26 protein-coding genes are annotated in these 22,078 nt (G+C 60.8%); 10 read left to right on the top strand and 16 right to left on the bottom strand.

Annotated features, from left to right (window positions below; genetic code table 11):
• Nucleotides 1-53: 53 nt before the first annotated feature.
• The 4 genes from ACQKRQ_RS29550 (at nt 54) to ACQKRQ_RS29535 (ending at nt 3,819) form a co-directional block, all read left to right on the top strand.
• The gene (locus tag ACQKRQ_RS29550) at nt 54-1,475 is read left to right on the top strand and encodes an aldehyde dehydrogenase family protein (protein ID WP_427481139.1); all 1,422 of its coding nucleotides are present in this window, start codon (nt 54-56) and stop codon (nt 1,473-1,475) included.
• A gap of 120 nt (nt 1,476-1,595) precedes the next feature.
• Nucleotides 1,596-1,934: a hypothetical protein gene (locus tag ACQKRQ_RS29545; protein WP_408177328.1), complete on the top strand. Its 339-nt coding sequence runs from the start codon at nt 1,596-1,598 to the stop codon at nt 1,932-1,934.
• Between the two features lie 297 nt (nt 1,935-2,231).
• Nucleotides 2,232-3,260, top strand: coding sequence for a tryptophan--tRNA ligase (gene trpS / locus ACQKRQ_RS29540; RefSeq protein ID WP_427481138.1), 1,029 nt, complete (start codon nt 2,232-2,234; stop codon nt 3,258-3,260).
• Between the two features lie 178 nt (nt 3,261-3,438).
• Nucleotides 3,439-3,819: a nuclear transport factor 2 family protein gene (locus ACQKRQ_RS29535; protein ID WP_427481137.1), complete on the top strand. Its 381-nt coding sequence runs from the start codon at nt 3,439-3,441 to the stop codon at nt 3,817-3,819.
• A gap of 101 nt (nt 3,820-3,920) precedes the next feature.
• Here ACQKRQ_RS29535 and ACQKRQ_RS29530 read toward each other — a convergent pair whose 3' ends face one another.
• From ACQKRQ_RS29530 to ACQKRQ_RS29520, 3 genes are all read right to left on the bottom strand, one after another.
• The gene (locus ACQKRQ_RS29530; RefSeq protein WP_427481136.1) at nt 3,921-4,232 is read right to left on the bottom strand and encodes a hypothetical protein; all 312 of its coding nucleotides are present in this window, start codon (nt 4,230-4,232) and stop codon (nt 3,921-3,923) included.
• Nucleotides 4,233-4,443: 211 nt separating this feature from the next.
• Nucleotides 4,444-4,881 (bottom strand): DUF1801 domain-containing protein, encoded by a 438-nt coding sequence (locus ACQKRQ_RS29525; protein ID WP_427481135.1) that lies wholly within the window; start codon nt 4,879-4,881, stop codon nt 4,444-4,446.
• Between the two features lie 206 nt (nt 4,882-5,087).
• Nucleotides 5,088-5,549 carry a cupin domain-containing protein gene (locus ACQKRQ_RS29520; protein WP_427481134.1) on the bottom strand — a complete coding sequence of 154 codons (462 nt, stop codon included), beginning with the start codon at nt 5,547-5,549 and terminating at the stop codon, nt 5,088-5,090.
• Between the two features lie 177 nt (nt 5,550-5,726).
• Between ACQKRQ_RS29520 and ACQKRQ_RS29515 the strand changes: the two genes are divergently transcribed.
• Entirely contained in the window at nt 5,727-5,978 is a 252-nt protein-coding gene (locus ACQKRQ_RS29515; RefSeq protein WP_408177334.1) for a hypothetical protein, read from the top strand.
• 12 nt (nt 5,979-5,990) lie between these two features.
• Here the strand turns inward: ACQKRQ_RS29515 and ACQKRQ_RS29510 are convergent, their stop codons facing one another.
• From ACQKRQ_RS29510 to ACQKRQ_RS29490, 5 genes are all read right to left on the bottom strand, one after another.
• Nucleotides 5,991-6,680: a substrate-binding domain-containing protein gene (locus ACQKRQ_RS29510; protein WP_427481133.1), complete on the bottom strand. Its 690-nt coding sequence runs from the start codon at nt 6,678-6,680 to the stop codon at nt 5,991-5,993.
• 14 nt (nt 6,681-6,694) lie between these two features.
• Nucleotides 6,695-7,378: a 4-carboxy-4-hydroxy-2-oxoadipate aldolase/oxaloacetate decarboxylase gene (ligK, locus tag ACQKRQ_RS29505; RefSeq protein ID WP_427481132.1), complete on the bottom strand. Its 684-nt coding sequence runs from the start codon at nt 7,376-7,378 to the stop codon at nt 6,695-6,697.
• A 2-nt stretch (nt 7,379-7,380) separates the two neighbouring features.
• Complete coding sequence (locus tag ACQKRQ_RS29500; RefSeq protein ID WP_427481131.1) at nt 7,381-8,406, bottom strand: amidohydrolase family protein; 1,026 nt, start codon at nt 8,404-8,406, stop codon at nt 7,381-7,383.
• A gap of 63 nt (nt 8,407-8,469) precedes the next feature.
• On the bottom strand, nt 8,470-9,819 hold the full coding sequence (locus tag ACQKRQ_RS29495; RefSeq protein ID WP_427481130.1) for an MFS transporter: 1,350 nt from the start codon (nt 9,817-9,819) through the stop codon (nt 8,470-8,472).
• A 128-nt stretch (nt 9,820-9,947) separates the two neighbouring features.
• Nucleotides 9,948-11,249 carry a gallate dioxygenase gene (locus ACQKRQ_RS29490; protein WP_427481129.1) on the bottom strand — a complete coding sequence of 434 codons (1,302 nt, stop codon included), beginning with the start codon at nt 11,247-11,249 and terminating at the stop codon, nt 9,948-9,950.
• Between the two features lie 617 nt (nt 11,250-11,866).
• Here ACQKRQ_RS29490 and ACQKRQ_RS29485 point away from each other — a divergent pair.
• Entirely contained in the window at nt 11,867-12,313 is a 447-nt protein-coding gene (locus ACQKRQ_RS29485) for an SRPBCC family protein (protein WP_408177340.1), read from the top strand.
• A gap of 16 nt (nt 12,314-12,329) precedes the next feature.
• On the opposite strand, the gene ACQKRQ_RS29480 is transcribed toward ACQKRQ_RS29485, so the two are convergent.
• The 4 genes from ACQKRQ_RS29480 to ACQKRQ_RS29465 all read right to left on the bottom strand — a co-directional run bounded on the left by ACQKRQ_RS29480 (nt 12,330) and on the right by ACQKRQ_RS29465 (nt 14,828).
• A complete protein-coding gene (locus ACQKRQ_RS29480) occupies nt 12,330-12,698 on the bottom strand; it encodes a nitrile hydratase accessory protein (RefSeq protein ID WP_427481128.1) in 369 nt (122 codons plus the stop codon).
• Complete coding sequence (gene nthB, locus ACQKRQ_RS29475; RefSeq protein ID WP_427481127.1) at nt 12,695-13,360, bottom strand: nitrile hydratase subunit beta; 666 nt, start codon at nt 13,358-13,360, stop codon at nt 12,695-12,697. Before nthB ends, ACQKRQ_RS29480 begins: the two co-directional genes overlap by 4 nt.
• Nucleotides 13,357-14,031: a nitrile hydratase subunit alpha gene (gene nthA, locus ACQKRQ_RS29470; RefSeq protein WP_207915717.1), complete on the bottom strand. Its 675-nt coding sequence runs from the start codon at nt 14,029-14,031 to the stop codon at nt 13,357-13,359. Before nthA ends, nthB begins: the two co-directional genes overlap by 4 nt.
• Before the next feature lie 158 nt (nt 14,032-14,189).
• Nucleotides 14,190-14,828, bottom strand: coding sequence for a CGNR zinc finger domain-containing protein (locus ACQKRQ_RS29465; protein ID WP_427481126.1), 639 nt, complete (start codon nt 14,826-14,828; stop codon nt 14,190-14,192).
• A 76-nt stretch (nt 14,829-14,904) separates the two neighbouring features.
• Here ACQKRQ_RS29465 and ACQKRQ_RS29460 point away from each other — a divergent pair, with 76 nt between their 5' ends.
• Nucleotides 14,905-15,825: an EamA family transporter gene (locus ACQKRQ_RS29460; protein WP_427481125.1), complete on the top strand. Its 921-nt coding sequence runs from the start codon at nt 14,905-14,907 to the stop codon at nt 15,823-15,825.
• Here the strand turns inward: ACQKRQ_RS29460 and ACQKRQ_RS29455 are convergent.
• The 3 genes from ACQKRQ_RS29455 to ACQKRQ_RS29445 form a co-directional block, all read right to left on the bottom strand.
• Nucleotides 15,819-16,274: a hypothetical protein gene (locus tag ACQKRQ_RS29455; RefSeq protein ID WP_408286343.1), complete on the bottom strand. Its 456-nt coding sequence runs from the start codon at nt 16,272-16,274 to the stop codon at nt 15,819-15,821. The genes ACQKRQ_RS29460 and ACQKRQ_RS29455 overlap by 7 nt on opposite strands.
• A gap of 213 nt (nt 16,275-16,487) precedes the next feature.
• On the bottom strand, nt 16,488-17,186 hold the full coding sequence (locus tag ACQKRQ_RS29450) for a haloacid dehalogenase type II (RefSeq protein ID WP_427481124.1): 699 nt from the start codon (nt 17,184-17,186) through the stop codon (nt 16,488-16,490).
• 54 nt (nt 17,187-17,240) lie between these two features.
• Nucleotides 17,241-17,873 (bottom strand): CGNR zinc finger domain-containing protein, encoded by a 633-nt coding sequence (locus ACQKRQ_RS29445; RefSeq protein ID WP_427481179.1) that lies wholly within the window; start codon nt 17,871-17,873, stop codon nt 17,241-17,243.
• A gap of 173 nt (nt 17,874-18,046) precedes the next feature.
• Between ACQKRQ_RS29445 and ACQKRQ_RS29440 the strand changes: the two genes are divergently transcribed.
• The 3 genes from ACQKRQ_RS29440 (at nt 18,047) to ACQKRQ_RS29430 (ending at nt 20,512) form a co-directional block, all read left to right on the top strand.
• Complete coding sequence (locus ACQKRQ_RS29440) at nt 18,047-18,742, top strand: alpha/beta fold hydrolase (protein ID WP_427481123.1); 696 nt, start codon at nt 18,047-18,049, stop codon at nt 18,740-18,742.
• Between the two features lie 93 nt (nt 18,743-18,835).
• Nucleotides 18,836-19,690, top strand: coding sequence for an alpha/beta fold hydrolase (locus tag ACQKRQ_RS29435; protein ID WP_427481122.1), 855 nt, complete (start codon nt 18,836-18,838; stop codon nt 19,688-19,690).
• A 51-nt stretch (nt 19,691-19,741) separates the two neighbouring features.
• Nucleotides 19,742-20,512: an SDR family oxidoreductase gene (locus ACQKRQ_RS29430; RefSeq protein WP_427481121.1), complete on the top strand. Its 771-nt coding sequence runs from the start codon at nt 19,742-19,744 to the stop codon at nt 20,510-20,512.
• A 109-nt stretch (nt 20,513-20,621) separates the two neighbouring features.
• Here ACQKRQ_RS29430 and ACQKRQ_RS29425 read toward each other — a convergent pair whose 3' ends face one another.
• Nucleotides 20,622-22,058: an MFS transporter gene (locus tag ACQKRQ_RS29425; protein ID WP_132379022.1), complete on the bottom strand. Its 1,437-nt coding sequence runs from the start codon at nt 22,056-22,058 to the stop codon at nt 20,622-20,624.
• Nucleotides 22,059-22,078 lie beyond the last annotated feature (20 nt).

The following is a 22,078-nucleotide window of genomic DNA, read 5'->3' as shown; positions in this document are numbered from 1 at the left end:
ACGCAATGCCGGCGGTCTATCGTGATTCGTTCGAAGCCTTCTTTGGAGCAAGCATGCAAATCATCGACAAGATTTATATCGACGGCGCGTTCGTCACGCCGCACGGCAGCGAAATGTTCGATCTCTTCAATCCGGCGACGGAGCAGGTGATCGGCCAGGTGCGCCTCGCCGACGCGCAAGATGCACGCGACGCCATCGCCGCCGCGAAACGCGCGTTTCCCGCCTTCTCGCGCACCAGCCCGCGTGAACGCATCGACATGCTAAAGCGCATGCATGAAGCCGTCGTGGCAAAAGAAGACGAGCTTTACGAGGCGATCACCGAAGAATATGGCGCGCCGGTGTCGCGTGGCCGCTGGATGGCGCAGCATGCGAGCAGCGTCCTGCTCGAAGCGGCGAAGGTCTTGCAGGACTACGCATTCAGGCGCCGCGCGGGCAGCGCGGAAGTCGTGATGCAACCGTTGGGCGTCGCGGGTCTGATCACGCCGTGGAATAGCGATGCGGGCTTCATCTGCGGCAAGCTCGCCGCCGCTCTCGCTGCGGGCTGCACGGCCGTTATCAAGCCGAGCGAGATGAGCGCGATCCAGACGCGCATCGTGACCGAGGCGCTGCACGAAGCGGGCCTGCCTGCGGGCGTGTTCAACATCGTGACGGGGCGCGGCGACGTCGTAGGCGCGGAGATCAGTTCGCACCCCGATGTCGCGAAGCTGTCGTTCACCGGTTCCACGGCGGTCGGCAAAACGATTCTGCGCACGGCATCCGACACGTTCAAGCGCGTGACGCTCGAACTCGGCGGCAAGTCGCCCGTGATCGTGCTCGACGACGCGGACTTCGACGAAGCGGTGCCGCTCGCCATTCAGGCCGGCTTCATGAATAGCGGTCAGGCGTGCATCGCGGGCACTCGCATTCTGGTGCCGCGACAACGGCTCGCGGAGTTCGAAACGCGCGTGCAGGAAGAGGTCGCGCGCAGCCAGTCAGGCGATCCGCGCGATCCGCAAACGACGGTCGGCCCGATGGTCAGCCAGAAGCAGTGGGAACGCGTGCAGCGTTATATCGGCATCGGCATAGAGGAAGGCGCGCGCCTGATCGCGGGCGGCCAGGGACGGCCGGATGGCGTCAACGCGGGTTGGTTCGTGCGCCCGACCGTTTTCAGCGATGTCACGAACGACATGACGATTGCGCGCGAGGAGATTTTCGGCCCGGTGCTGTCGATCATCGGCTATCGCGACACCGAAGAGGCAATCGCGATCGCTAACGATACCAGCTACGGCTTGCAGGCCTATGTGTTGTCGCGGGACAGGCAACGCGCGCATGAGGTCGCGTCGCGGATCGATGCGGGACGCGTCCTTGTCAACACACTGGCCCATGAGCCGGCTGCGCCGTTCGGCGGCTTCAAGCAATCCGGGATTGGACGTGAATACGGTACGTTCGGTCTGGAAGCGTTTCTGGAGCCGAAGTCGGTGCTGGGTGTTCTCTGATTGGCCACCGCCGCCCCCAGGAGCCTCGCGAGTCGAGTATCGATGTACGATGCCGTATAGTGGAGGCACCGCTGATCTCCAGCGGCCTACCCGCAGATCGGCGCGATGGGGGACTCCAGAATGACAGTCGCAAATACATCGATGAACGGCTCTCACGGGCCCGTGCCAGAGTCGCTGCAGACATTGGTCGAGTATCTCGAACTCTCGCTCGACAAGGCGTCGAGCGTGGTCATGACGCGCCACACGACCGACGTTTGCACCGTCTACCTGGGCGACCCGGCCGGTCTGATCGAGGAAATGAAGAAGCTCGGCACGATTGCCATCCCGCTCGCCAATGAAATGCTGGAACTGACCCGCTCGGGCGTCAACGAGATGGAGATCGGCGGCCAGGCCTATCGCTTTGTACGCACTTTCACGCAGGTCGAGGACGCCGCAGCGGTCGTTTTTTCGGCGGCGTAGGCGGCGGTGTGTCATGGTTGCATGGCGGTTAGCACGGCGCGTCGGCGTGACTGGTCCGCAACAACGGAAGCGGCCGTCGCGGCGCCCTGTCAGGGGCGCCGTTGACGACCTGGCGATCCGCCGCGTTATACTCCGCTAATGGATACGAAGCCGATCACGCTGAATTGTTGGTGGCGCGCCTGACTTAGGCGGCCCGTTTCCACTCGACCATCGAAACGTGATGCCGCCAGTCCTGGCGGCATTTTTGTTTGTGCGCGCTGACGGCTGGTGGTATCGACAAACGCACAACCCCAGACCATGACAGACGCAAAACCGCTCTCGAACCAGCCTATTATCCTCACCGGCGACCGCACGACCGGCCCGCTGCACCTCGGCCACTACATCGGCTCGTTGCGCTCGCGCGTGCAGCTTCAGCACGAAGCACAGCAGTTCCTCCTGCTTGCCGACGCGCAGGCCATGACCGACAACGTCGGCCGGCACCAGAAAGTCACGGAAAACGTCATCGAGGTGGCGCTCGACTATCTCGCGGTCGGCATCGACCCGGCGAAGTCGACCATCGTCATCCAGTCGCAGGTGCCCGAGCTGGCGGAACTGTCCCAGTACCTGCTTAATCTCGTGACGGTCGCGCGCCTCGAGCGCAATCCGACCATCAAGGCGGAAATCGTGCTGCGCGGTTTCGAGCGGGATATCCCCGCCGGCTTTCTGACGTACCCGGTCAGCCAGGCCGCCGACATCACCGCGTTCAAGGCGACGCGCGTACCTGTCGGTGACGACCAGTTGCCGATGATCGAACAAACCAACGAACTGGTGCGCCGTTTCAACAACACGGTCGATCAACAGGTGCTGGTCGAATGCGAAGCCGTGCTCTCGCACGTCGCACGGCTGCCGGGCATCGACGGCAAAGCCAAGATGAGCAAGTCGCTGGGGAACGCCATCACACTGGGCGCGACGCCGGACGAAATCACCAAGGCCGTGAACAACATGTACACCGACCCTAACCATCTGCGCGTCAATGATCCGGGCCAGGTGGAAGGCAATGTTGTGTTCGCGTTCCTCGACGCGTTCGAGCCGGACGTCCCGATGGTCGACGAACTCAAAGCGCACTACCGCCGCGGCGGCCTTGGCGACAGCGTGGTCAAGCGTGTGCTCAACGAACGATTGCAGTCAATGATCGCCCCCATCCGGGAGCGCCGCCGCGAGTTCGAAGCCGACCGCGCGGAGGTGCTGAACGTCCTGCTCCGCGGGACGATGCGCGCGCGGGAAGTGGCGGGTGCCACCGTATCCGAGGTGAAAGGTGCGCTTGGCCTGAATTACTTTCAGAACTGAGCGACTGGCGACGGGGCGGCGTTTAGTCCCCGCGCGCCGGCCGAACCGCGCTGCAGCGTGTATTTCGACAGAACGGGTTCTATGATAGGACGCAGTTACTGTTGATAGCGGAGCGACGCGTCCGTCCGTGTCTGCGTGCTTCTCTACGTTCACGCTGGCTGTCGCCCGGGAGATTGACATGAGCAACGCGATGCAGGTCGTCAAAGACGCATACGCCGCCTTTGGCCGGGGCGATATTGACGCGCTGCTGGCGCTGATTCCCGCTGACATTGACTGGCGAGTGGTGGGGCCCGCCAGTCTCCCGTATGCCACCCAATGTCGCACGCGCGCGGACGTGCAGCAATATTTCGATGACCTCTTTTCGGCTGAGGAAATTACCCGCCTCGAGCCTCGTGAATTCATCGATGCGGGCGAGCACATTATCGTGCTCGGCTTTGTCGCGTCGACCATCAAGGCGACAGGCAAATCGTTCGAATCAGAATGGGTGCATATCTTCACAGTCAAAGACGGTCAGGTGACCCGTTGGCTGGAGTTCTTCGATACAGCCGCGCGCCCTTAGCCTTGAACGTCCCGGCTCGGGTCGATCAGCCTTCACGCTAGCGAACCACGTTTGTTTGATGACGTGGTTCGCCCTGTGGTTAGGAGCCTTCCTTGCCCGGCCTATGATTTGCCCTTGAGCGTGAATGGCGCCAGCAGAGACTGCACATCGATCTGCTGCCCCTGAAGCAGAAGCAGCCTGGCGTGAAGCACCGTGTTTTCGAGAACCAGCTTGGCGGTGCTCAGGAGGTACAGCGCATGGATGTCCGACACCGACATGTTGCCGGCCTCGACCTGGTGGTGGCGCTCGACCAGAGAGGTCATCACCAGACGCCTGAGTTCCTGCTCTCCGAAAGGAATGTCGGCGTAGTCGATCGGGTCGTCGGCTTCGACCTCTCGCAGCATGTCAACAAGCGCTTCTGTGCTCACTTCCATGTTTCGGCTCCCACGTTATCGGTTAGGAACAGCATCGCCAGACTGCGTCGTGCAATGTTCTTAGACTAACGGGTCTATTTGGGGGAGTCCAGTGTGAAGGGGCCACTTTATGCGATCTATGCAACGCTGAATGCTGAAGGTGGCCACAGCAGTCACGCCCGCACAGACCTGCGCTATGTCTTTCCACTCCAGGTAACCGACGGCCTTACCGTCACGTCGCTTTACTCCTGGTTACTTTCGCCCGCGTACTCGCGGGTGCCTTGTTCTTCTTCAAATGAGTCTGGTTGTACTCAATAGCGGCGCGGACGAGATTTTTTAGCGCGCGCGCATTGACCTTATCGCCTTCCAAAAAATCGATCGCTCGTCGCGCGTTGCCTTCGAGACCCGCATTGAAGAGCTTGTCAGGATCCGCGATGCCCGCCCCGTGCGCAAAGGTAACCTTCACCTTCCCTTTGTGCGCATTGGCGACCGCGATCATGCCGTCGCGAGACCACACCGGGCTTCCCATCCACTTCCATTCCTCGATTATCTCCGGGTCGGACTCAAGGATGACCTTGCGGACACTCGCGAACGTTTTGCCACGCCAGTCCGTTAGTCCGGCGATCAGCTCGTCAATACGTTCCGATGCGTCTATTGGATCTTTATTCATCGATTCTGGTCTCCTTTTATACGGCCACAATGGGAGGTAGCGACTGCACCGCTTAATGAGCGCTCAGAAAAGCACGCCGTGACCGTACGGCATTGGCATTCGATCACCTACGGCAATCGTCTGGAATATAAGCACTGAGGTCGTGTGTGAGTCAAGCGGGACCAACGATCCGCCGTAACGAACGCGGACAACACGTGGTTCGCCCTCTATGACTCGAGATACGGCGTGCCGTCCTTATGCACGAACCGGCCGTCGGTGTTGGCGCTCATCATGTCGATATCGGAGCAGGTGGTGAGGTCATCCGGATTACGCGAGCCCACCTCCAGATAAACCGCCATCGCGGAGGAATGGTTGATCAGGTGATGGCCGTTGCCGGTCCCTCGCGCAAACGTCGCACAATCACCCGCGCGCAGTAGCGTCTCGCCGTCGTCTTCGATAAGCGTCACTTCGCCCTCGAGCACATAAACGAACTCGTCCTCGTGGCTGTGCCAGTGACGCTGGCTGGACCAACCGCCGGGCGGCAAGGTCATGAGATTGACGCCGAAATCGCGAAGCCCACCCGCCTCGCCCAGACGCTTGCGCGTACGTCCAGCACAAGGCGCGTCGAATGGCGGCGGATAACCCGAGCCATTCAGTGCGGGCACAGTGGCGAGATCGACCTTGGGCATGCCGGCTCCTTGTGTCGTTTGAAGACGCGTGGAAGGAAAGTCGCAAGTGCGCCAATCCGCAGCGGGATATGCCAACCGATTCTCTACGATTTCCCGCGACATGTCGAATGAGGGAAATCAGCGCGTGTGTCTCGCCGACAATTGGTATCCTGTCAGACTGAACCAACGGACCATGCGATGAAAAAACCAACGAAACTGGCGCTTCTTGCGCTGGCATTCACGATGTTCGGTCTGTATAAATTATTTGTCGTTTTCCAGTATGCTCAAACCGGCTGTATCCAGTTTCGAACTCATCGAACATGCAGCTACGAAAACGCGGAGAATTTCCAAAGCCTGTTCGACCTCGAACTGATGTTCGCATGCGGTTGGGCCGCAGGTGCGGTGGTCTGCTGGATGGTCGCAGCACAGGCGCAAAAGAAGGAGCGGTGAGTTCTTCAGGTTTTAAGCAGGCTCCATTCCCTGACTCAGCTTGGCTTGATCGCATTGTGACGAAGCCAGAAAAGAAAGGAACGCCTTCGCGACATCTTTCTTCGCGGATGCCGTACATATGCCGGCTGAAAAGACGGTCACGATCTGAGCTTCCGCAGGCATAGGGCCAATCACATCGATTCCCGGCAAGTGCATTAATTCGCTCAACTGCTGGAAACCCAACTCGACTTCCCCGCGTGCGACGAGCGTACCCACCGGCACGCCGGGCGGGGCCTGCACGACGCGTGGGGCGATGGTTTCCGCAATGCCCCAGCGCTCGAACAAACGGCTCAGGTGCGAACCGCTGGGTCCCGTCGAATACCCGATACTGCGCGCGGCGAGAACGGCGTCGCGAAGCGCCGCCTCAGTGCCGACATCGGGCCGCGGCGCCCCGGCTGCCTTCGCGATTGCCACCCCCGAACGGGCCACGTCTACCCGGCTGCCCGAAACGACATGGCCGGCGGCCTCCAGCCGGTCAATCACATCGGCAGCGAGTACGACAAAGTCGAACCCCTCGCCGTTCTCGACGCGACGTGCGGCATCGACACCGCCAACAGACCTGACGACCACAGGCTGCCCCGTTAGTCGCTCATAGTCCTGGACCGCCTCGGCGAGCACCTGGCGCGTGGCCATCGACGAGATGCCAGTGATCTGCTCACTCATGGTTTCTCTGCCTCTCAATCGATGTAGCGCAGCCCAGCCTGTTTTAGCGGCTCGCGCATGCTGTACATATCGAGGCCGAGCACACCCGAAGCCAGCTTCGCACGCTTCTCGCCTTCGTTGGCTTCGCGCGCCGCGGCCTTGTCGAGCACCTTCCGCGCCGACACAGCGGGGACCACCACCACGCCGTCTTCATCCGCGACGACGACATCGCCCGGATTCACCAGCGCCCCGGCGCACACCACCGGAATGTTCACCGAACCAAGCGTCGCCTTGACCGTCCCTTTGGCCGAGATCGCCTTGCTCCACACCGGGAATTTCATCTCCGTCAGCACGCTCACGTCGCGTACACCGGCGTCGATGATCAAACCCCGCGCGCCGCGCGCCTTGAAGCTAGTCGCCAGCAGGTCGCCGAAATAACCGTCGGTGCAGTCCGCCGTGACACCGGCAATGACGATATCGCCCGGCTGGATCTGTTCCGCCGCGACGTGCAGCATCCAGTTGTCGCCCGGCTGCAGCAGCACCGTGACGGCCGTGCCGTGGGCGCGCGCGCTGGCATAGATCGGGCGCATATATGGCTTCAGCAGACCGACACGACCCATTGCCTCGTGCACGGTGGCGGTTCCGAGCGCCCCGAGTTTTGCGGCGACGTCGCCATCTGCCCGCTGGATGTTGCGATACACCACACCTAGTTCATACATGATCAATGTCCCTTCGTCTTCAATGCCGCATCGAGGCGCGGATAGACGCGGCGTGCGTTACCTTCGTAGATCCTGTAGCGCTCGTCCGCATCGATATGCGCGGCCTCGATGTAGCGTTTCGTGTCGTCGAAATAGTTACCGGTCTCCGGATCGATACCGCGCACGGCGCCGATCATCTCGCTTGCAAACAGGATGTTGTCCACCGGAATCACGCGCGTGAGCAGATCGATGCCCGGCTGGTGATACACACACGTGTCGAAGAACACGTTGTTGAGCAGATGGTCTTTCAGCAAGGGCTTCTTCAGTTCCTGCGCGAGTCCGCGAAAACGTCCCCAGTGATAGGGCACCGCGCCGCCGCCGTGCGGAATCACGAAACGCAGCGTGGGGAAATCGCGGAACAGGTCAGACGTGAGGCACTGCATGAACGCGGTGGTATCGGCGTTCAGGTAATGCGCGCCGGTCGTGTGGAAGCACGCATTGCAGCTCGTGCTCACGTGGACCATCGCGGGAATGTCGTACTCGACCATCTTCTCGTAGATCGGGTACCAGTAGCGATCGGACAGCGGCGGGCTGGTCCAGTGACCGCCCGACGGATCCGGGTTGAGATTGATCGCCACGTTGCCGTACTGCTCGACGCATTTGACGAGTTCGGGAATGCAGGTGGCGACATCCACGCCCGGACTCTGCGGAAGCATCGCGGCCGGAATGAAATGATCGGGGAACAGCTGGCTCACACGGAAGCACAACTCGTTGCAGATCGCCGCCCACGTACTGGAAACCTGAAAATCGCCGATGTGATGCGCCATGAAACTCGCGCGCGGACTGAAGATGGTGAGGTCGAGCCCGCGCTCGCGCATCAACCGCAACTGGTTGCTCTCGATCGTTTCGCGCAACTCATCGTCGCTGATCTGCAACTCGGAGACCCTGGGCATTTCGGAAGGACTGTTGATGCCCGCGATCTGGCGGTTGCGCCACTGCTCCAGCGCCTTGGGCGCCGTCGTGTAGTGGCCGTGAATATCGATGATCATCCTTACTCCAACAGTTGATTCGTTTATCGGGCGATGCCACGCATGGCACCGCCCGATGGTTTCTCAGTGCGCCACGGTCGGCTGCACAGCCGGGTCGCCTGTCCTCGCCCGTTGAGCGACCATGATGGCGAGCGCAGCCAATGTCGCGGGTACGGCCAGCATCGCGAGAATTGCGCCGAACTGCCAACCGAGTCCGAGCAGCGCGCCGCCGATGGCGGAGCCGAAGATGCTGCCGAAGCGCCCCATGCCAAGCATCCAGCTCACGCCAGTGGCACGCGCAACTGTCGGGTAACGGCCCGGCGCGAACGCATTCAACCCCGTCTGCGCGCCGCTCATGCAGAAGCCCGCCGCGAATACCAGCAAGGCCAGCGACGACGACAATGCGCCGATCCATGCGAGTGCGAGAACGCACAGCGCGCCGCCGAGGTAAGCGGCGCTGATCACCCGTGCAGGCCGCACCTTGTCCATCACCCATCCCACAAGAATGGCGCCGATCGTTCCGCCGATCTGGAACATCGCCGTGACGTTAGCGGCCGAAGTGACGGTCAAGCCTGCGTCTTTCATGAGCGTCGGCAGCCAGCCCGTCAGCAGATAGATGACGAGCAGACCCATGAAATAGGTCACCCAAAGCGCCGCCGTCATGAAGCCATAGCCTTGCGAGAAGAGCACGCCGATCGGCTTGCGCGTGGGCAACGGCGGTTCGTTGGACACGAACACCTCGCCGCCGGTAAAGCGCGCACCGCATACCCGGCCGAGAACAGCGCCGATACGCGCCGGCGATGCGCCGCGCACCGCGAGCAGGCGGGCGGATTCCGGCAGCAGCCAGACTTGCAACGGAATCAGCGCCAACGGCAGAGCACCACCGAAAATCAGAACCGAACGCCAGCCGTGGACGGGAATCAGCCAGCCCGCCGCAAAGCCGATCAATGCCGAGCCGAGATTAAAGCCGGTGAACATGATCGTGATCATCAGCGAACGCTTGCGCTGAGGCGCGTATTCGGACAGAAGCGTCGTCGTGTTCGGCATCGCGGCGCCGAGGCCGATACCGGTCAGCAATCGCAGCGCCGCCATTTCCATGGGCGAGTGAGTGAAAGCCGTCGCGATGGTGAAAATGCCGAAGAGGAAAACCGAGGTAATCAGAACCCACTTACGTCCGATACGATCCGAAGCCGGGCCCGCCGCCAACGCACCGATGACAAGTCCCAGCGGCGCCGCGCTCATCACGAGACCAAATGCGGGGCGTGAAATCCCCCAATCGTGGATGATCGAGGGCGCCACAAAGCCCATGATCGCCACGTCCATGCCGTCGGCCGTCACGATGAGAAAGCACAGCGTCACCAGTAACCACTGGTAGGGCGAGATGGCTCGCTGGTCGATAAACGCCTTAATGTCAATCGCTTTTCCGTTTGTCATCGATTTACTCCTGTCTCCTTGCTTTGGCTAATGACGTAATTGCTCGTGTTGTTTGCCGTCATGCCATGCTTCTTTTGAGTCCGACACTCCGCCTGGTGGCGAAAGCATCGGCGCGGTACTTTCACCCTTCAGCTCTTGCCTTTTTCTGCGTTGTCCCAATCGAGTTTTCCAGCGGTTTTTCCCGCCACCGAATACAGTGCGCCGGGCGCATTGCGGGTGCGTTGGAAAGCCTCCAGCGTTTCGCCGCGCATGGCGGCGTAGATGTGCAGATTCGACACGCCCGTTACAGCGCCGAGCTTTTCGAGCATGAAGAAGATCACGCCGTAGTGCAGCAACGCGCGCCAGTCACGGCGGCGAATCAGGTCGCGCTCTTCTTCACTCAACCCGGCCGCTTCGAAACTCGCTTCCGGATCGTTCAGAAACGCTTCGCGATGAGCGGGTTCGACCATCCGGTGAAGGTAATCGTTGATCCGATAGGCGCGAACGGCGACTTCGATCGAGAACGGATAGGTGCCCTCGAGTTTCTCGACATCGGCGAGTTGAACCGCCATCCGCTGGCGGTGACGTTCGACGACGGAAGGCTTCGTCTCACCCTCTTCGCCTTCGTAGATCGCAGTCGCGATGCCTGCCATCGACGGCAGGTAGTAGCTGCGATGCTTGCAAACGACGCTGGACGACAGGGCGCCTCGCATCGTCAGCCACATGATCACTTCCGCGCCTTCGAAGCCGCCCATTTCCGCGTATTCGGCAATCGTCATCTCGGCCAGTTGCTCGGGATCGTTTTCGAAGAGATCGAGAAAGCGCTGGTCCCATTCGGGATTGTTGAAACCCGCACGCTCTCCATGCACTTGATGCGACAGGCCACCCGTTGCGACGATCGCGACTTTGAGATCTTCGGGGTAGCTCTCGATTGCACGTCGCAACGCTTGTCCGAGCTTGTAAAAGCGTCGAGCGCTCGGCACCGGCAGTTGCAGCACGCCCATCTGCAGCGGCACGAGTTTCACTGGCCATTCGGGCTTGTGCGGGCAAAGCATCGATAGCGGCGAAAAGCAGCCGTGATCGAGCGCCTTGTTCTGAAAGAACGACATGTCGAACTCGTCGGTCATCAGCGAAGTGCCGATGTGCGCGGCCAACTCAGGATGACCTTTGATCGGCGGCAGATCGCGTGCGCCGCCCCCTTCGTCGGCGACGTTCCACTCGGGTCCCACGCCTAGCGTGAACGCGGAATAGTGGTCGAAGAAGAACGAAGTGACATGGTCGTTGTAGATGACCAGCAGCACGTCAGGGCGCTTGTCGGCGAGCCAGTCGGCCAACGGCGCGAAGTTTTCGAAGATGGGCGCCCACACGGGATCGTCACGCTTGTTCTTATCGAAAGCAAAACCGATGGTTGGTGTGTGCGAGGCAGCGATGCCTCCGATGATCCGTGCCATACCTGTACTCCTTCAAAAACTCATTTGGACCGCCGACGCAACAAACTCAGGCAGCGGATGCAGAAGCGCAGCGCAAGCGCTGAGCCTAAGGCGCTTCTTGCTGGCCGATAGAACGTGCGGGCGTCTCGGGATACAAAGGTATGAATTGCAGGGATTTACAGAAAGTAAGGGTAAACCATGAGTTAGCGGCTTGAAAGTGCCGTCGCACTTCCTATCCCTTGATCTGACGATATCGGCAAGCCGCGCCCCGTAAAGCGTTTTCGGGATCCCATGGCCGCACTGCTCCGCGAACAGGTTTGCACAGCATTTCAGATCGCGATAAACAAAACAGATGGGGCTAAATTGAAATCGCAAACTGCCGAATGCATGGCGCCAGCGCAAAGGGATCGCAGAGGCTGTAGTAAACGGGGAACAGGCGCGTGGATGACTTGATAAAAAGATACGTCCAGCGCGATGGGATGGGTGAACCACACCGATGGAGTAAGCTTGCCGTCGATTTGCGATATTGGACCGCGCGGCGCACCCGGGTTTTTCCTGGTCTTAACTTGTGTCGATACCGGCGTCGTCGGATCGTCGTTGCAGTATGTCCAACTTCTCTAATGAAAGGAGAACACACCATGGCTACCGGAACCATCCATCTGCACCGCGTCTTGCGCGCTACACCTGAACGCATCTATCGTGCCTTCCTCGAACCGGATGCGATAGTGAGGTGGCTTCCTCCGTATGGGTTCACCTGTCAGGTCCACCACATGGATGCCAAAGTCGGCGGCACCCACAAGATGTCCTTCCGTAACTTCGGCACCGGCAACAGCCACTCGTTCGGCGGCGAGTATCTCGAACTGGTGCCGTTCGAGAAGATCCGCTACTCGGACCGATTCGACGACCCGAACCTGCCGGGCGAGATGCAGGCCACCATTTCATTGCGGCAGGTATCGTGCGGAACCGAACTCACCATTTTGCAGGAGGGCGTACCCGAGGTCATTCCTGTGGAGATGTGCTACCTCGGTTGGCAGGAGTCGCTTGTTCAGTTGGCGAAGCTGGTCGAGCCCGAGATTCCCGACTGACGATGCGTGCAGACCGTCACTCGAGTTCGATCGGCTGTCCATGCGGCGTGCGGCGCGCTGCCGCATCCCACGCGCCGCGGCGACGCAGAAGCGAGTCGTCGGTCACGAGTCCTTTGATCGTGCTGATGCGCTCCAGCGCTGTCAGCCAATGCGAGTAGTAAGTGTCGCCGTGGTCTGCGTCGCCGGCGGCCTGTGCGTCGCGGATTGCCTCGTTCAAGCACGTTGCCCACTCGGCCCAGGTGAACATGCCGCGCTCGTGCAACGCCAGGGTCATGGCAAACGCCTGGGCTTCCCACGGCGCGTTGAAAATCGGCCCTGCGTCGTCGCAAGGCAGTGCTGGCAACACGGCTCGCAGTTCAGGTAGTTTCGTTAGAGCATCAGTCATGGTGCCGGCGGCGGTTCGAGATACGGTTCCCAGCAATCGACGCATACCGACGCCGCAGTCGTATCTCGCCCCCAAAGCTCCGCACTGTCGAAGCGCACGGTATAGAGCCATTGCGGTTGCTCGCCCAGGCCGATCGCGTTGGTATCGGGAAAGACATGCGTGCCGTGCACAGTAACAATGCGCCCGCGTTTGCCACGACAATAACGCGGCAAGCGAGTATGCGACGAAGGATTGATTTGACGAGCCCGCACCCAATCGCCAACGGCAAACTTTGCTTCCATGGCCGCGGGTCGCTCGACGGGACTGCCTCGTAGCAGCGTCGCGGATACGTCTTTGGCCATCAACACGCGCGGAACCGGCGCCGCTTGACTCATCGACTTGCCTGACTCGATTTCGTCGGCCGTAGCCAGACCGGTGCTCAGGATGAGTTTCTTCAAACCCTCGAACCAGATCTGGTAGTAGCCGCTGGAAAGGTATTGCGCCGGCGGCAAACTCTCCCGCGCCGCACGCGACATGTCGATGTTCCACTTACCGATTGCGCCCATGGCGATCGTGGTCGCGTGCACCCTGCGCTCCCAGTCGGCGTGAAAGGGCGAGACTTCGTTATCGGGACATATCGGACCGAAAGTCTGCATACCACCGAGATCCTGCGCGCCGTTCATGGTGTCCCCCGTGTCGACTCGGGAGTCGTCGGCAATCCCGTGCCGATCATCGAATCACGCGTTACCAGTTCAGCTAGCGCCTCTTCGGGGAAATCGGCGGTGCCGGGCGGCTGCATGGGCAACACGAGGTATCGAACTTCCGCGGTGGAATCCCACACGCGAAACTCGACTTCCGCCGGTAATTCGAAGCCGAACTCCTTCAATACTCCGCGAGGATCGATGACGGCGCGCGACCGATAAGGCGCCGATTTGTACCATACGGGTGGAAGTCCGAGCACAGGCCACGGGTAGCACGAGCACAATGTGCAGACCACCATGTTGTGCACGGCGGGCGTGTTTTCCAGCACGATCATGTGCTCGCCCTGTCGGCCCGTGTAGCCGAGCGACGCGATCGCTGCAGTGGCGTCGTCGAGTAGCCATTGTTTGTACGCCGGATCACACCAAGCCTTTGCGATCACGCGGGCGCCATTGCGCGGCCCGACTTTGTGCTCATAGGTTTCGATGAGGATGTCCAACGCGTGCGGATCGACATACCCTTTCTCGACCAGCAGGGATTCCAGAGCACGGACACGCAGATCCATCTCCGACAAAGCACTACCGTGGTGGTCGTGAGTGTCGGTGTGCGGGTGCGCGTGGTGATCGCCATCGGGATCGTTACCGTTCATCGCCATTCACCGCGAACAAGGCTGGAGAGAACAAGTATGGTTCGTGCTGGGCGCAAATGCAATCTTGGGCGAGTGTGATGCTCTGGGCGTAGGTCGCCCTCAGATTGATGCTTCCTGCGGCAGCGATTGAGGTTTCAGTAATGCGTAAGCACAATAAGCCCTGTCTAAACGTCAGCGTCGCGCTGGCGCACATAGTGACGGTGGGCTTTTGCACGGTTCCCGCAGTCGCCCATCGAACACCACCGTCTGTTCTGCGCACGACTTTCATCCACGAAAAGCCATCCGCAGCCCCGGTCGTCCTGACACTGCTTCACCTTATGCGAATGGGGACCGGTTAGCAGCGCCAAAGCGGATATGACCACAGGCATGAGCAGAACACACACGCCATTCGCGTGCGCATCGGCGTTCCACAGATAGCGCCCTCGCTGGACGGATAGCTGCATGCCAGGAGGGCCCGCATTGAGCAACTGGGACAGAAGCGAAAGGTCGGTTTTCGCTGGGGCCTTGTCCGACGCCGCGCTCTGAAGCGCCCGGTAAATCGTCTCGCGCAACGATAAAGCTGTCTGGTATCCGTTTTCGGCGAGGACAGGATCGCCCTTCCATTCAAGCGACAACGCGCGCAAAAAACCCGCATCGAACAGTCGGGCCTCGGCAAACCACCGAAGCAGCGCCTCAGCGGATGGCAAACGCTCTTCCTGCTCGTCAGCCCGGCGCCACGCAACCGTGTTCACGAACCGAATGGCCAACTCCTCGTCGACATGCGACGCCCTGCGCGGCCGAGCTTCTTCATTCTGGACGGTCATGCTAAATGCCTCTTGTAAATCCGCTTCGAAAGTATAACCTGTTAACCGGTTATACAGATCAACGAACGGACCCGTTATGTCGACTCGACCGCTACTCGCGTTCTCTGCCATTTATCTCGTTTGGGGGTCGACCTATCTTGCCGTTGCGATCGGCTTGCGCTCGTTCCCACCGATGATTCTGATGGGAACACGCTGCGTGATTGGCGGTTTGATCCTGCTGGGGTGGAGCCTGCTGCACAATCAGCGCCTCCCGTCCGCTCAGTTATTGATTCATGGCGTCGCATGCGGCCTGCTTTTCTTCGTCGGCTGCCACGGCGTTCTGGCAATTGCGCAGCAGCATGTGCCGTCAGGAATCGCCGCCGTCATTCTGGCGACCATTCCGTTCTGGATTGCCATGCTGCGCTTTTTGCTTCCGGGAGAACGTCGTCCTGTGCCGGCCACCATCTGCGCACTGGGTGTGGGTTTTGCCGGCGTCGCCGTCATCGCGTGGGCAGCACCCTCGTCGGGCTCGCACGGAATGGAGTTGCCCTGGCTTGCCGCGTTGCTCGGCGCAAGCCTTTCGTGGGCACTAGGAACGGTCCTGACTCAGCGACATAAGGGCAAGACTCCCGCGCTTACGCTTGCGGGGGTCGAACTGTTAGCGGGTGGCGCAACGCTCGCTGTGTTGTGCGCGATAACGGGAGAACTACGCGGCTTCCGGGTCCAGGCAGTCTCAGCAGACTCGCTTTTTGCGCTTGGCTACCTGATTCTCGCAGGTACCGTTCTGTCATTCGCCGCGTATGTCTGGTTGCTCGACCGCGTCGATCCGACACTGGTCGCAACATACACGTTCGTCAATCCAGTGATTGCCGTGATGCTGGGGTGGGCTTTTCTCGAGGAACGCCCCACAGTTGGGATGCTAGTGGGCGCACCGTTGATTGTGGGAGCCGTGGCTACCGCCTGGCTAGTCGATCGGAAACAGCAAATCGTAGGCGGAGGCAGCCCAAGGCGTTATTGACCCGACGCATGTGCCCTGAGGAACGCCACATAGCCGTTCTGTGTCTTGAGGATCTTCTCGGCGCACTCGTCATAGTCGGAACCTTTGGCGTTGTCCGGCCCATACATGCCGCGGCACTGCGCAAAGAGAGTCAAGGTTGCGCCCGAGCCTTTTGCCGCGCGAGTCGCCGAAAAGGCAACCTTGCCCGAACCACTCGGCACGTCGGTGTCGATTGCGACCGCGTCCGCGCGCGTCACGGTGGTATCGGAATGCTGCTCGATATAGCGTTTCGTCATCGCCCAAGCCGCGTCGCAGTTCGCCGGGTCGCAGTTGACCGCCGCATTGCGTTGGGCGGCGGCAAGATTCGTTTCGTTGTGGAGGAACTTCTGCTCTTGCTGCTCCTGCTTTTCGGCAGACGAGCAACCAGTCAGTACAAGCGCAACGAGCGCAAAGGCAGCGATCTTTTTCACGAGTAACTTCCCCTAGCCATGTTCGAGCGCGATTATAGCTGCGCGCCAGAAGTGCTCGCAGATTCTCCCGAACTACTTGCGTGAATATCGCCGCTTCTCACTTCTCAAAGCCCACCGCGGCGTGATGTAATTTGTTTGGCCGTTGCGGCGATTCGCGTTCTGTCGTTTTCATCATTCGGCGAATGGCCGCTTCCGGGCAGCCTGCTCCAGGAATCAGCGCTGCATGGACGCGCCGGCGCCGCCATCGAATAGCGTTGGCAATCCGTCAAGACCTTGCAGTTGCCAGTCGGGTGTCTGGCCCATTTCTTCGAAGACATTGCCGCTACGATTGATCCAGCATGTCGGAAAGCCGAAATAGCGAGCCCCCGTTGCATCCCACGCATTCGACGACACGAACAGAATCGATGTTCGAGCGAGCCCGAATGCCTGCTCCGCCAGCAGGTAAGCGCGGTCGTCCGGTTTGTACACACGGACCGGGTCGACGCTCAGCAGATGGTCGAACTCGGCGCGAAGTCCCGAGTTCCCCACCACGGCGCCGATCGAATGAGGCGAACCGTTCGACAGTACGGCGAGCTTCAGTCCTCGCCGACGCAATTCGCGCAGCGTACCGGACACTTCGGGGAACGGCTGCAGGCGCAGGTATGCATCGCAGAGCGTCCTGCAGGCTTCATCGCCCAGATCGAGCCGAAGGTGCCGGCAGGTAAAGCGCAATGCGTCTTCCGTCGCCTCCTCGAAAGTGACGTAGCGGTTCATCAGACTCCGCAGCCACGTGTATTCGAGTTGCTTCTGTCGCCAGAGCGTGCTGATTTCACGTCCGCGCCCCGGAAATTGTTGATCGCACCGCGCCACCACCGAGTGGACATCGAAAAGGGTGCCGTACAAATCGAATGCAATCGCCTTGATGTGATCCATATCACGCCTCCAAAACAGACCTCAGTACAACGCCGAATCGCTCACCACGCCACGTCACTCGCCTTGTTGCTCTTTGAGCCGCTTTCGGTGAGCGGCAACCTTCGCGCGGTTCCCACAAATTGCCATGCTGCACCAGCGGCGCGCGTGGCCCCGCGTGTGATCCGCAAACATCAACGTGCAGCGCGGACCTTCACATGCCTTCACGTGTGTGAAGTCCTCGTCACACACCAGGTTCGCCAGCGCTTCGGCGATGGGCATCAGCAATGACTCCGGCGACTTCCAACGCCGATTCGTCCGGAGTTCAAAGGGCGACGCCTCGCCCGTCGCATTGGCGGCGATTTCTGCATATCGGTCATCCCGCTCGAGCAGTTGATTCAGCGGCGCGAGCTCGCGCAAATCTCTCGCTGTCAACGGCCGCCCCTTCCTTTTCTGCGCAAATACCCTGAACCATTCGCGCAGCGCCCGAGCCTGCGCCGCAACGGCGTCGAGTTCGGCCGGCGTGGCCTGCGACCGCAGTGCAGTGAGGGCGGCGCGCGGGGCCATTCCGGCCTGCTCCAGCCAGGCCAGCAATCCGGCTCCATCGCTGATCCAGTCGACATCTTCATCCACGGGGGTCGCGACCGAGTTCAGGAAATCGAGGCCCGGCGCGTCGGCAACGAATATCGCGGGAATCTGACGGTAGTCCATTTTCTTGTAATCAATCTGCAATGACGATGTCAGTATCGTAACCACTAAAAACGTACTTGACAAGTTACATCTCAAGTCAGTAACCTTTAAAACAACATCAAACAGGTTACACAAACGCGGCGAACCTGGCTGCATTTCGCAAGCAGCATTCACTATCTTCAAAGGAGCGGGACATGTCTTCTGGCAATGTGAGCGCAGTGCTGGTGCACGGCGCATGGGCGGACGGATCGAGCTGGAGCAAGGTGATCGAGGGTCTGAAGGAACACGGGATCGATGCGGTTGCGGCTCCGCTGCCGCTCACGTCGCTGAGTGAGGATGTGGCCGCGCTCGACCGGACGCTGGAGCGGATCGAAGGTCCGGTGGTGCTGGCCGGTCATGCGTATGCCGGCGCGGTGATCGGGTCGAGCCGGTCCGAAAAAATCGGGGCATTGGCCTACGTCGCCGCGCTGGCCCCGGATGAAGGAGAAACGGTCGGCGACGTGTTCTATCGCGGCGAAGCGCATTCGCTGGCGCCGAAACTCGCGCCGGATCGACACGGATTGATATGGCTGCCGCAAGAGGCGTTCGCTCAGGCGTTCGCGCAGCATGCGACGCATCAAGAGTCGGCGGTGCTCGCCGCCGTGCAGCGTCCGATTTCGGTGTCGTGCATCGGCGAAGCGGTCGGGCGTCCGCTGTGGAAAAACCGTCCAAGCTGGTTCCTGATCGCCGAACAGGACCGGATGATCAACCCGGACACCCAGCATTTCATGGCAGCTCGCATGAATGCTCACGTGCGGTCCTATCAGGCCGACCACACGCCGATCGTGACGGCTCCCGACGCGGTGACGCATGTCATCGCCGAAGCGGTCCAGTCGATTTCCGCTCGCTAACGTTATCCGCGAGTTCTGTGCGACCTGCGATACCGAACATCGCACGGCGCCTTTCGTCACCCGTTTAACTCTGTTTCCCTCAGGAGAGAGACCATGACTTCAATTGCCTATCGTCACGCCGACGTCGACGGCTTCAAGGTGTTCTACCGTGAAGCCGGCCGCCCCGGCGCCCCAAAGCTGCTGCTCCTGCACGGCTTTCCGAGTTCGAGCCATATGTTTCGGGACCTGATTCCGGAGCTCGCCGACCGTTTCCATATCGTCGCGCCGGATCTGCCCGGCTTCGGTCAGTCCGACATGCCCAGTCGCGACCATTTTGCTTACACGTTCGACAACATCGCCAACGTCATCGAGCATTTCACCGAGGTGATCGGCTTCGACCGTTTTGCGGTCTACGTATTCGACTACGGCGCGCCGACCGGTTTCCGCCTTGCGATCCGACATCCCGAGCGGATCACCGCGATCATTTCGCAGAACGGCAACGCCTACGAAGAAGGATTGAGCGAAGGCTGGAATCCTATCCGCGCGTATTGGCAAGACGCTTCGCCGTCGAATCGGGACGCACTTCGCGCACTGCTCACGCACGAAACGACCGCCTGGCAGTACACGCACGGGGTGCCCGACACGGCGTCCGTGTCGCCTGATGGTTACTCGCTCGACGACTTCTATCTGAGCCGGCCAGGTGCGCACGAAGTACAACTCGACCTGTTCCGCGACTATCAAAGCAACGTCGCGCTGTACCCCGCGTTCCAGCAATATTTCCGTACGCATCAGCCACCCTTGCTCGCCGTGTGGGGCAAAAACGATCCCTTCTTTCTGCCCGCCGGCGCCGACGCATTCCGGCGCGACATCCCGGGCGCCGTAGTGCGCTTCTTCGATACCGGCCACTTCGCGCTGGAGACGCACGCCACGGAAATCGCCGCGGCCATTTCGGACTTCCTTACCCACTGAGATATCCGAAGCACTGAACCACGCTTCATTCAACCAATCAGGAGAAGCAACATGTCCAGCAAAGTCGCAATCGTGACGGGCGCAAGCCAGGGTATCGGCCGTTCCACCGCCATCAGACTGGCGCGGGATTTCGATTCGATCGTGCTCGTGGCGCGCAACCGCGCGAACCTCGACGAGACCGCCGTCGAGGTGAAGAAGGCCGGTGCCGAAACGCTCGTTATCGACATCGATCTCTCTGAACCCGACGCCGCGCAGCAAGTCGTCGACCAGACACTCGCGACGTTCGGGCGCATCGACGCCCTGCTCAACATTGCAGGCGCAGTCCCGCAGATCGACGTGCTCGAAATGACCGACGAGCAATGGGAGCATGGTCTCGCGCTCAAGCTGCACGGCGCGCGACGGTTGACGATCGCGGCGTGGCCGGCGCTGAAGGAAAGCTCAGGATCGGTCGTGCTGATGTCCGGCAATTCGGCACTGTTTCCCAAGGCCCCCTATGCGGCGGTGGGCACGATCAACGCGGCGATCGTGGCGCTCGCGAAAGCGTTCTCGGATCGCGGCATCGCCGACGGCGTGCAGGTCAATAGCGTGCTGCCAGGGCCCGTGATGACCGGCCGGCGACGCTCATACCTGGAGCATTGGGCGCCGCTGCACAACATGTCCGTCGAAGAAGCGACGGCAAAGTTTCCCGTTGAAGCCGGTATTGCGCGTTACGGCACGCCGGAGGAAATTGCCGCGTTGATGGCGTTCGTCGTGTCGCCTGAGGCACGCTGGATGACGGGATCGACCTTACGGATGGACGGTGGAGAAGTGAAGTCGATTTGAGTCGCGGGCCGCGATGCTCGCGTGTCGCGGTTTATCTTTCAAGCTGGGCGTAGAACATTGCGTGTGCCGATTCAGTGTCGAATGTGTCGAGAGCGCTTTCGACTTTTCGTCATGACTTCTCGCCCGCCCTTCGATGTCCGCTGACATGCGCGCCGGCATCGGGTGACAGCGAAAAGACATCGGCTATCGCGATCACGCTCAATACCGCCATCATCAGAAACGCGATGGTGAAATCGGCCGGCGCCAATGTTTGCGCATCGTGTCCGTGCCACCACGCCGCGATCCGTAACGCAATCGCGCCGGCTGCAACGCCCATGCCCATCGTCATCTGGCCCAAGGTGCTCGACAAGGTGGACGCGCCGCTCATCTGCTGCTTGGGCACATCCGCGAAGCCGAGCGTGTTGATCGCAGTGAATTGCAACGACCGCGCGACGCCGCTCACGAATAGCGCAAAGAGGATCCATCCGTACGGTGTGGAGGCCGTTAGCAGACTCATGCTCGCCAGCGTCACCGCGGCGAACGCGCCGTTGTACAGAAGCACCGTGCGAAAGCCGAAGCGCCGCAAGATCTGCGTCGTGACGAGTTTCGTCGACAGATTGCCGGCGAATACCCCGAGCGTGAGCAAGCCCGACTGAAACGGATTCATGCCGAAGCCGACCTGAAACATCAACGGCAGCAGAAACGGCACCGAGCCGATCGCGATCCGGAACAGCGACCCGCCACCGATCGCCACCATAAACGTCTTGATCCGGAACGCCGACAGATCGACCATCGGATGCGCGCTGCGTCGCAGATGAAACCACGCCGCCGCGCAAGCCGCGAGACCGATCGCCAGAAACAGCAGCGCCGTGCGCCATGACGTGTCGGCGCGGCCGATCGCCTCCATCGCGTACATCACCGACGTGCCCGCGACGCCGGTCAACACGAAACCCAACATGTCGAACGGACGACGATCCGTGTCGCGTTCCGCGCTGATGAAGCGCCACGCCAGCGCCACGCCCACGAGTCCGAGCGGCACGTTCAGATAGAAGATCCAGCGCCACGACGAATACGTGGTGATGAACCCGCCCAGCGGCGGTCCGAGGACTGGCGCGACCAGCCCCGGCCAGGTGATGATCGAGATCGCGCGCATCAGGCCTTCTTTCGGCGTGGCGCGCAGCACGGCGAGCCGTCCGACCGGCACCATCATCGCGCCGCCAATGCCTTGCACAATCCGCGCGCCGGTGAATTCGACGAGGTTGTCGGTCAGTCCGCACAGCACTGATGCGGCGGTGAAGATCGCAAGCGCAGCCGTGAACACCGTGCGCACACCAACCCTGTCGGCAATCCAGCCGCTGATCGGGATGAAGACCGCGAGCGTCAACAGATACGACGTGATGCCGATGCTCAGTTCGACCGGCGTGATGTGAAACGAATGCGCCATCTGCGGTAGCGCGGTTGCGATGATCGAGCCGTCGAGGTTTTCCATGAACAACGCGGCCGCGACCAGCGACGTGATCAGAGAGGAAGCGCCGGGGCGTGTGGTGGCGGATGACGAAACCGACATCGACTGACACTCCTGAATTG

This window comes from Paraburkholderia sp. NPDC080076, assembly GCF_050281145.1.
In the GTDB taxonomy this organism is placed as follows: domain Bacteria; phylum Pseudomonadota; class Gammaproteobacteria; order Burkholderiales; family Burkholderiaceae; genus Paraburkholderia.
Note: the sequence above shows the minus strand (reverse complement) of the source record. Positions and strands in the feature narration are given on the sequence as shown.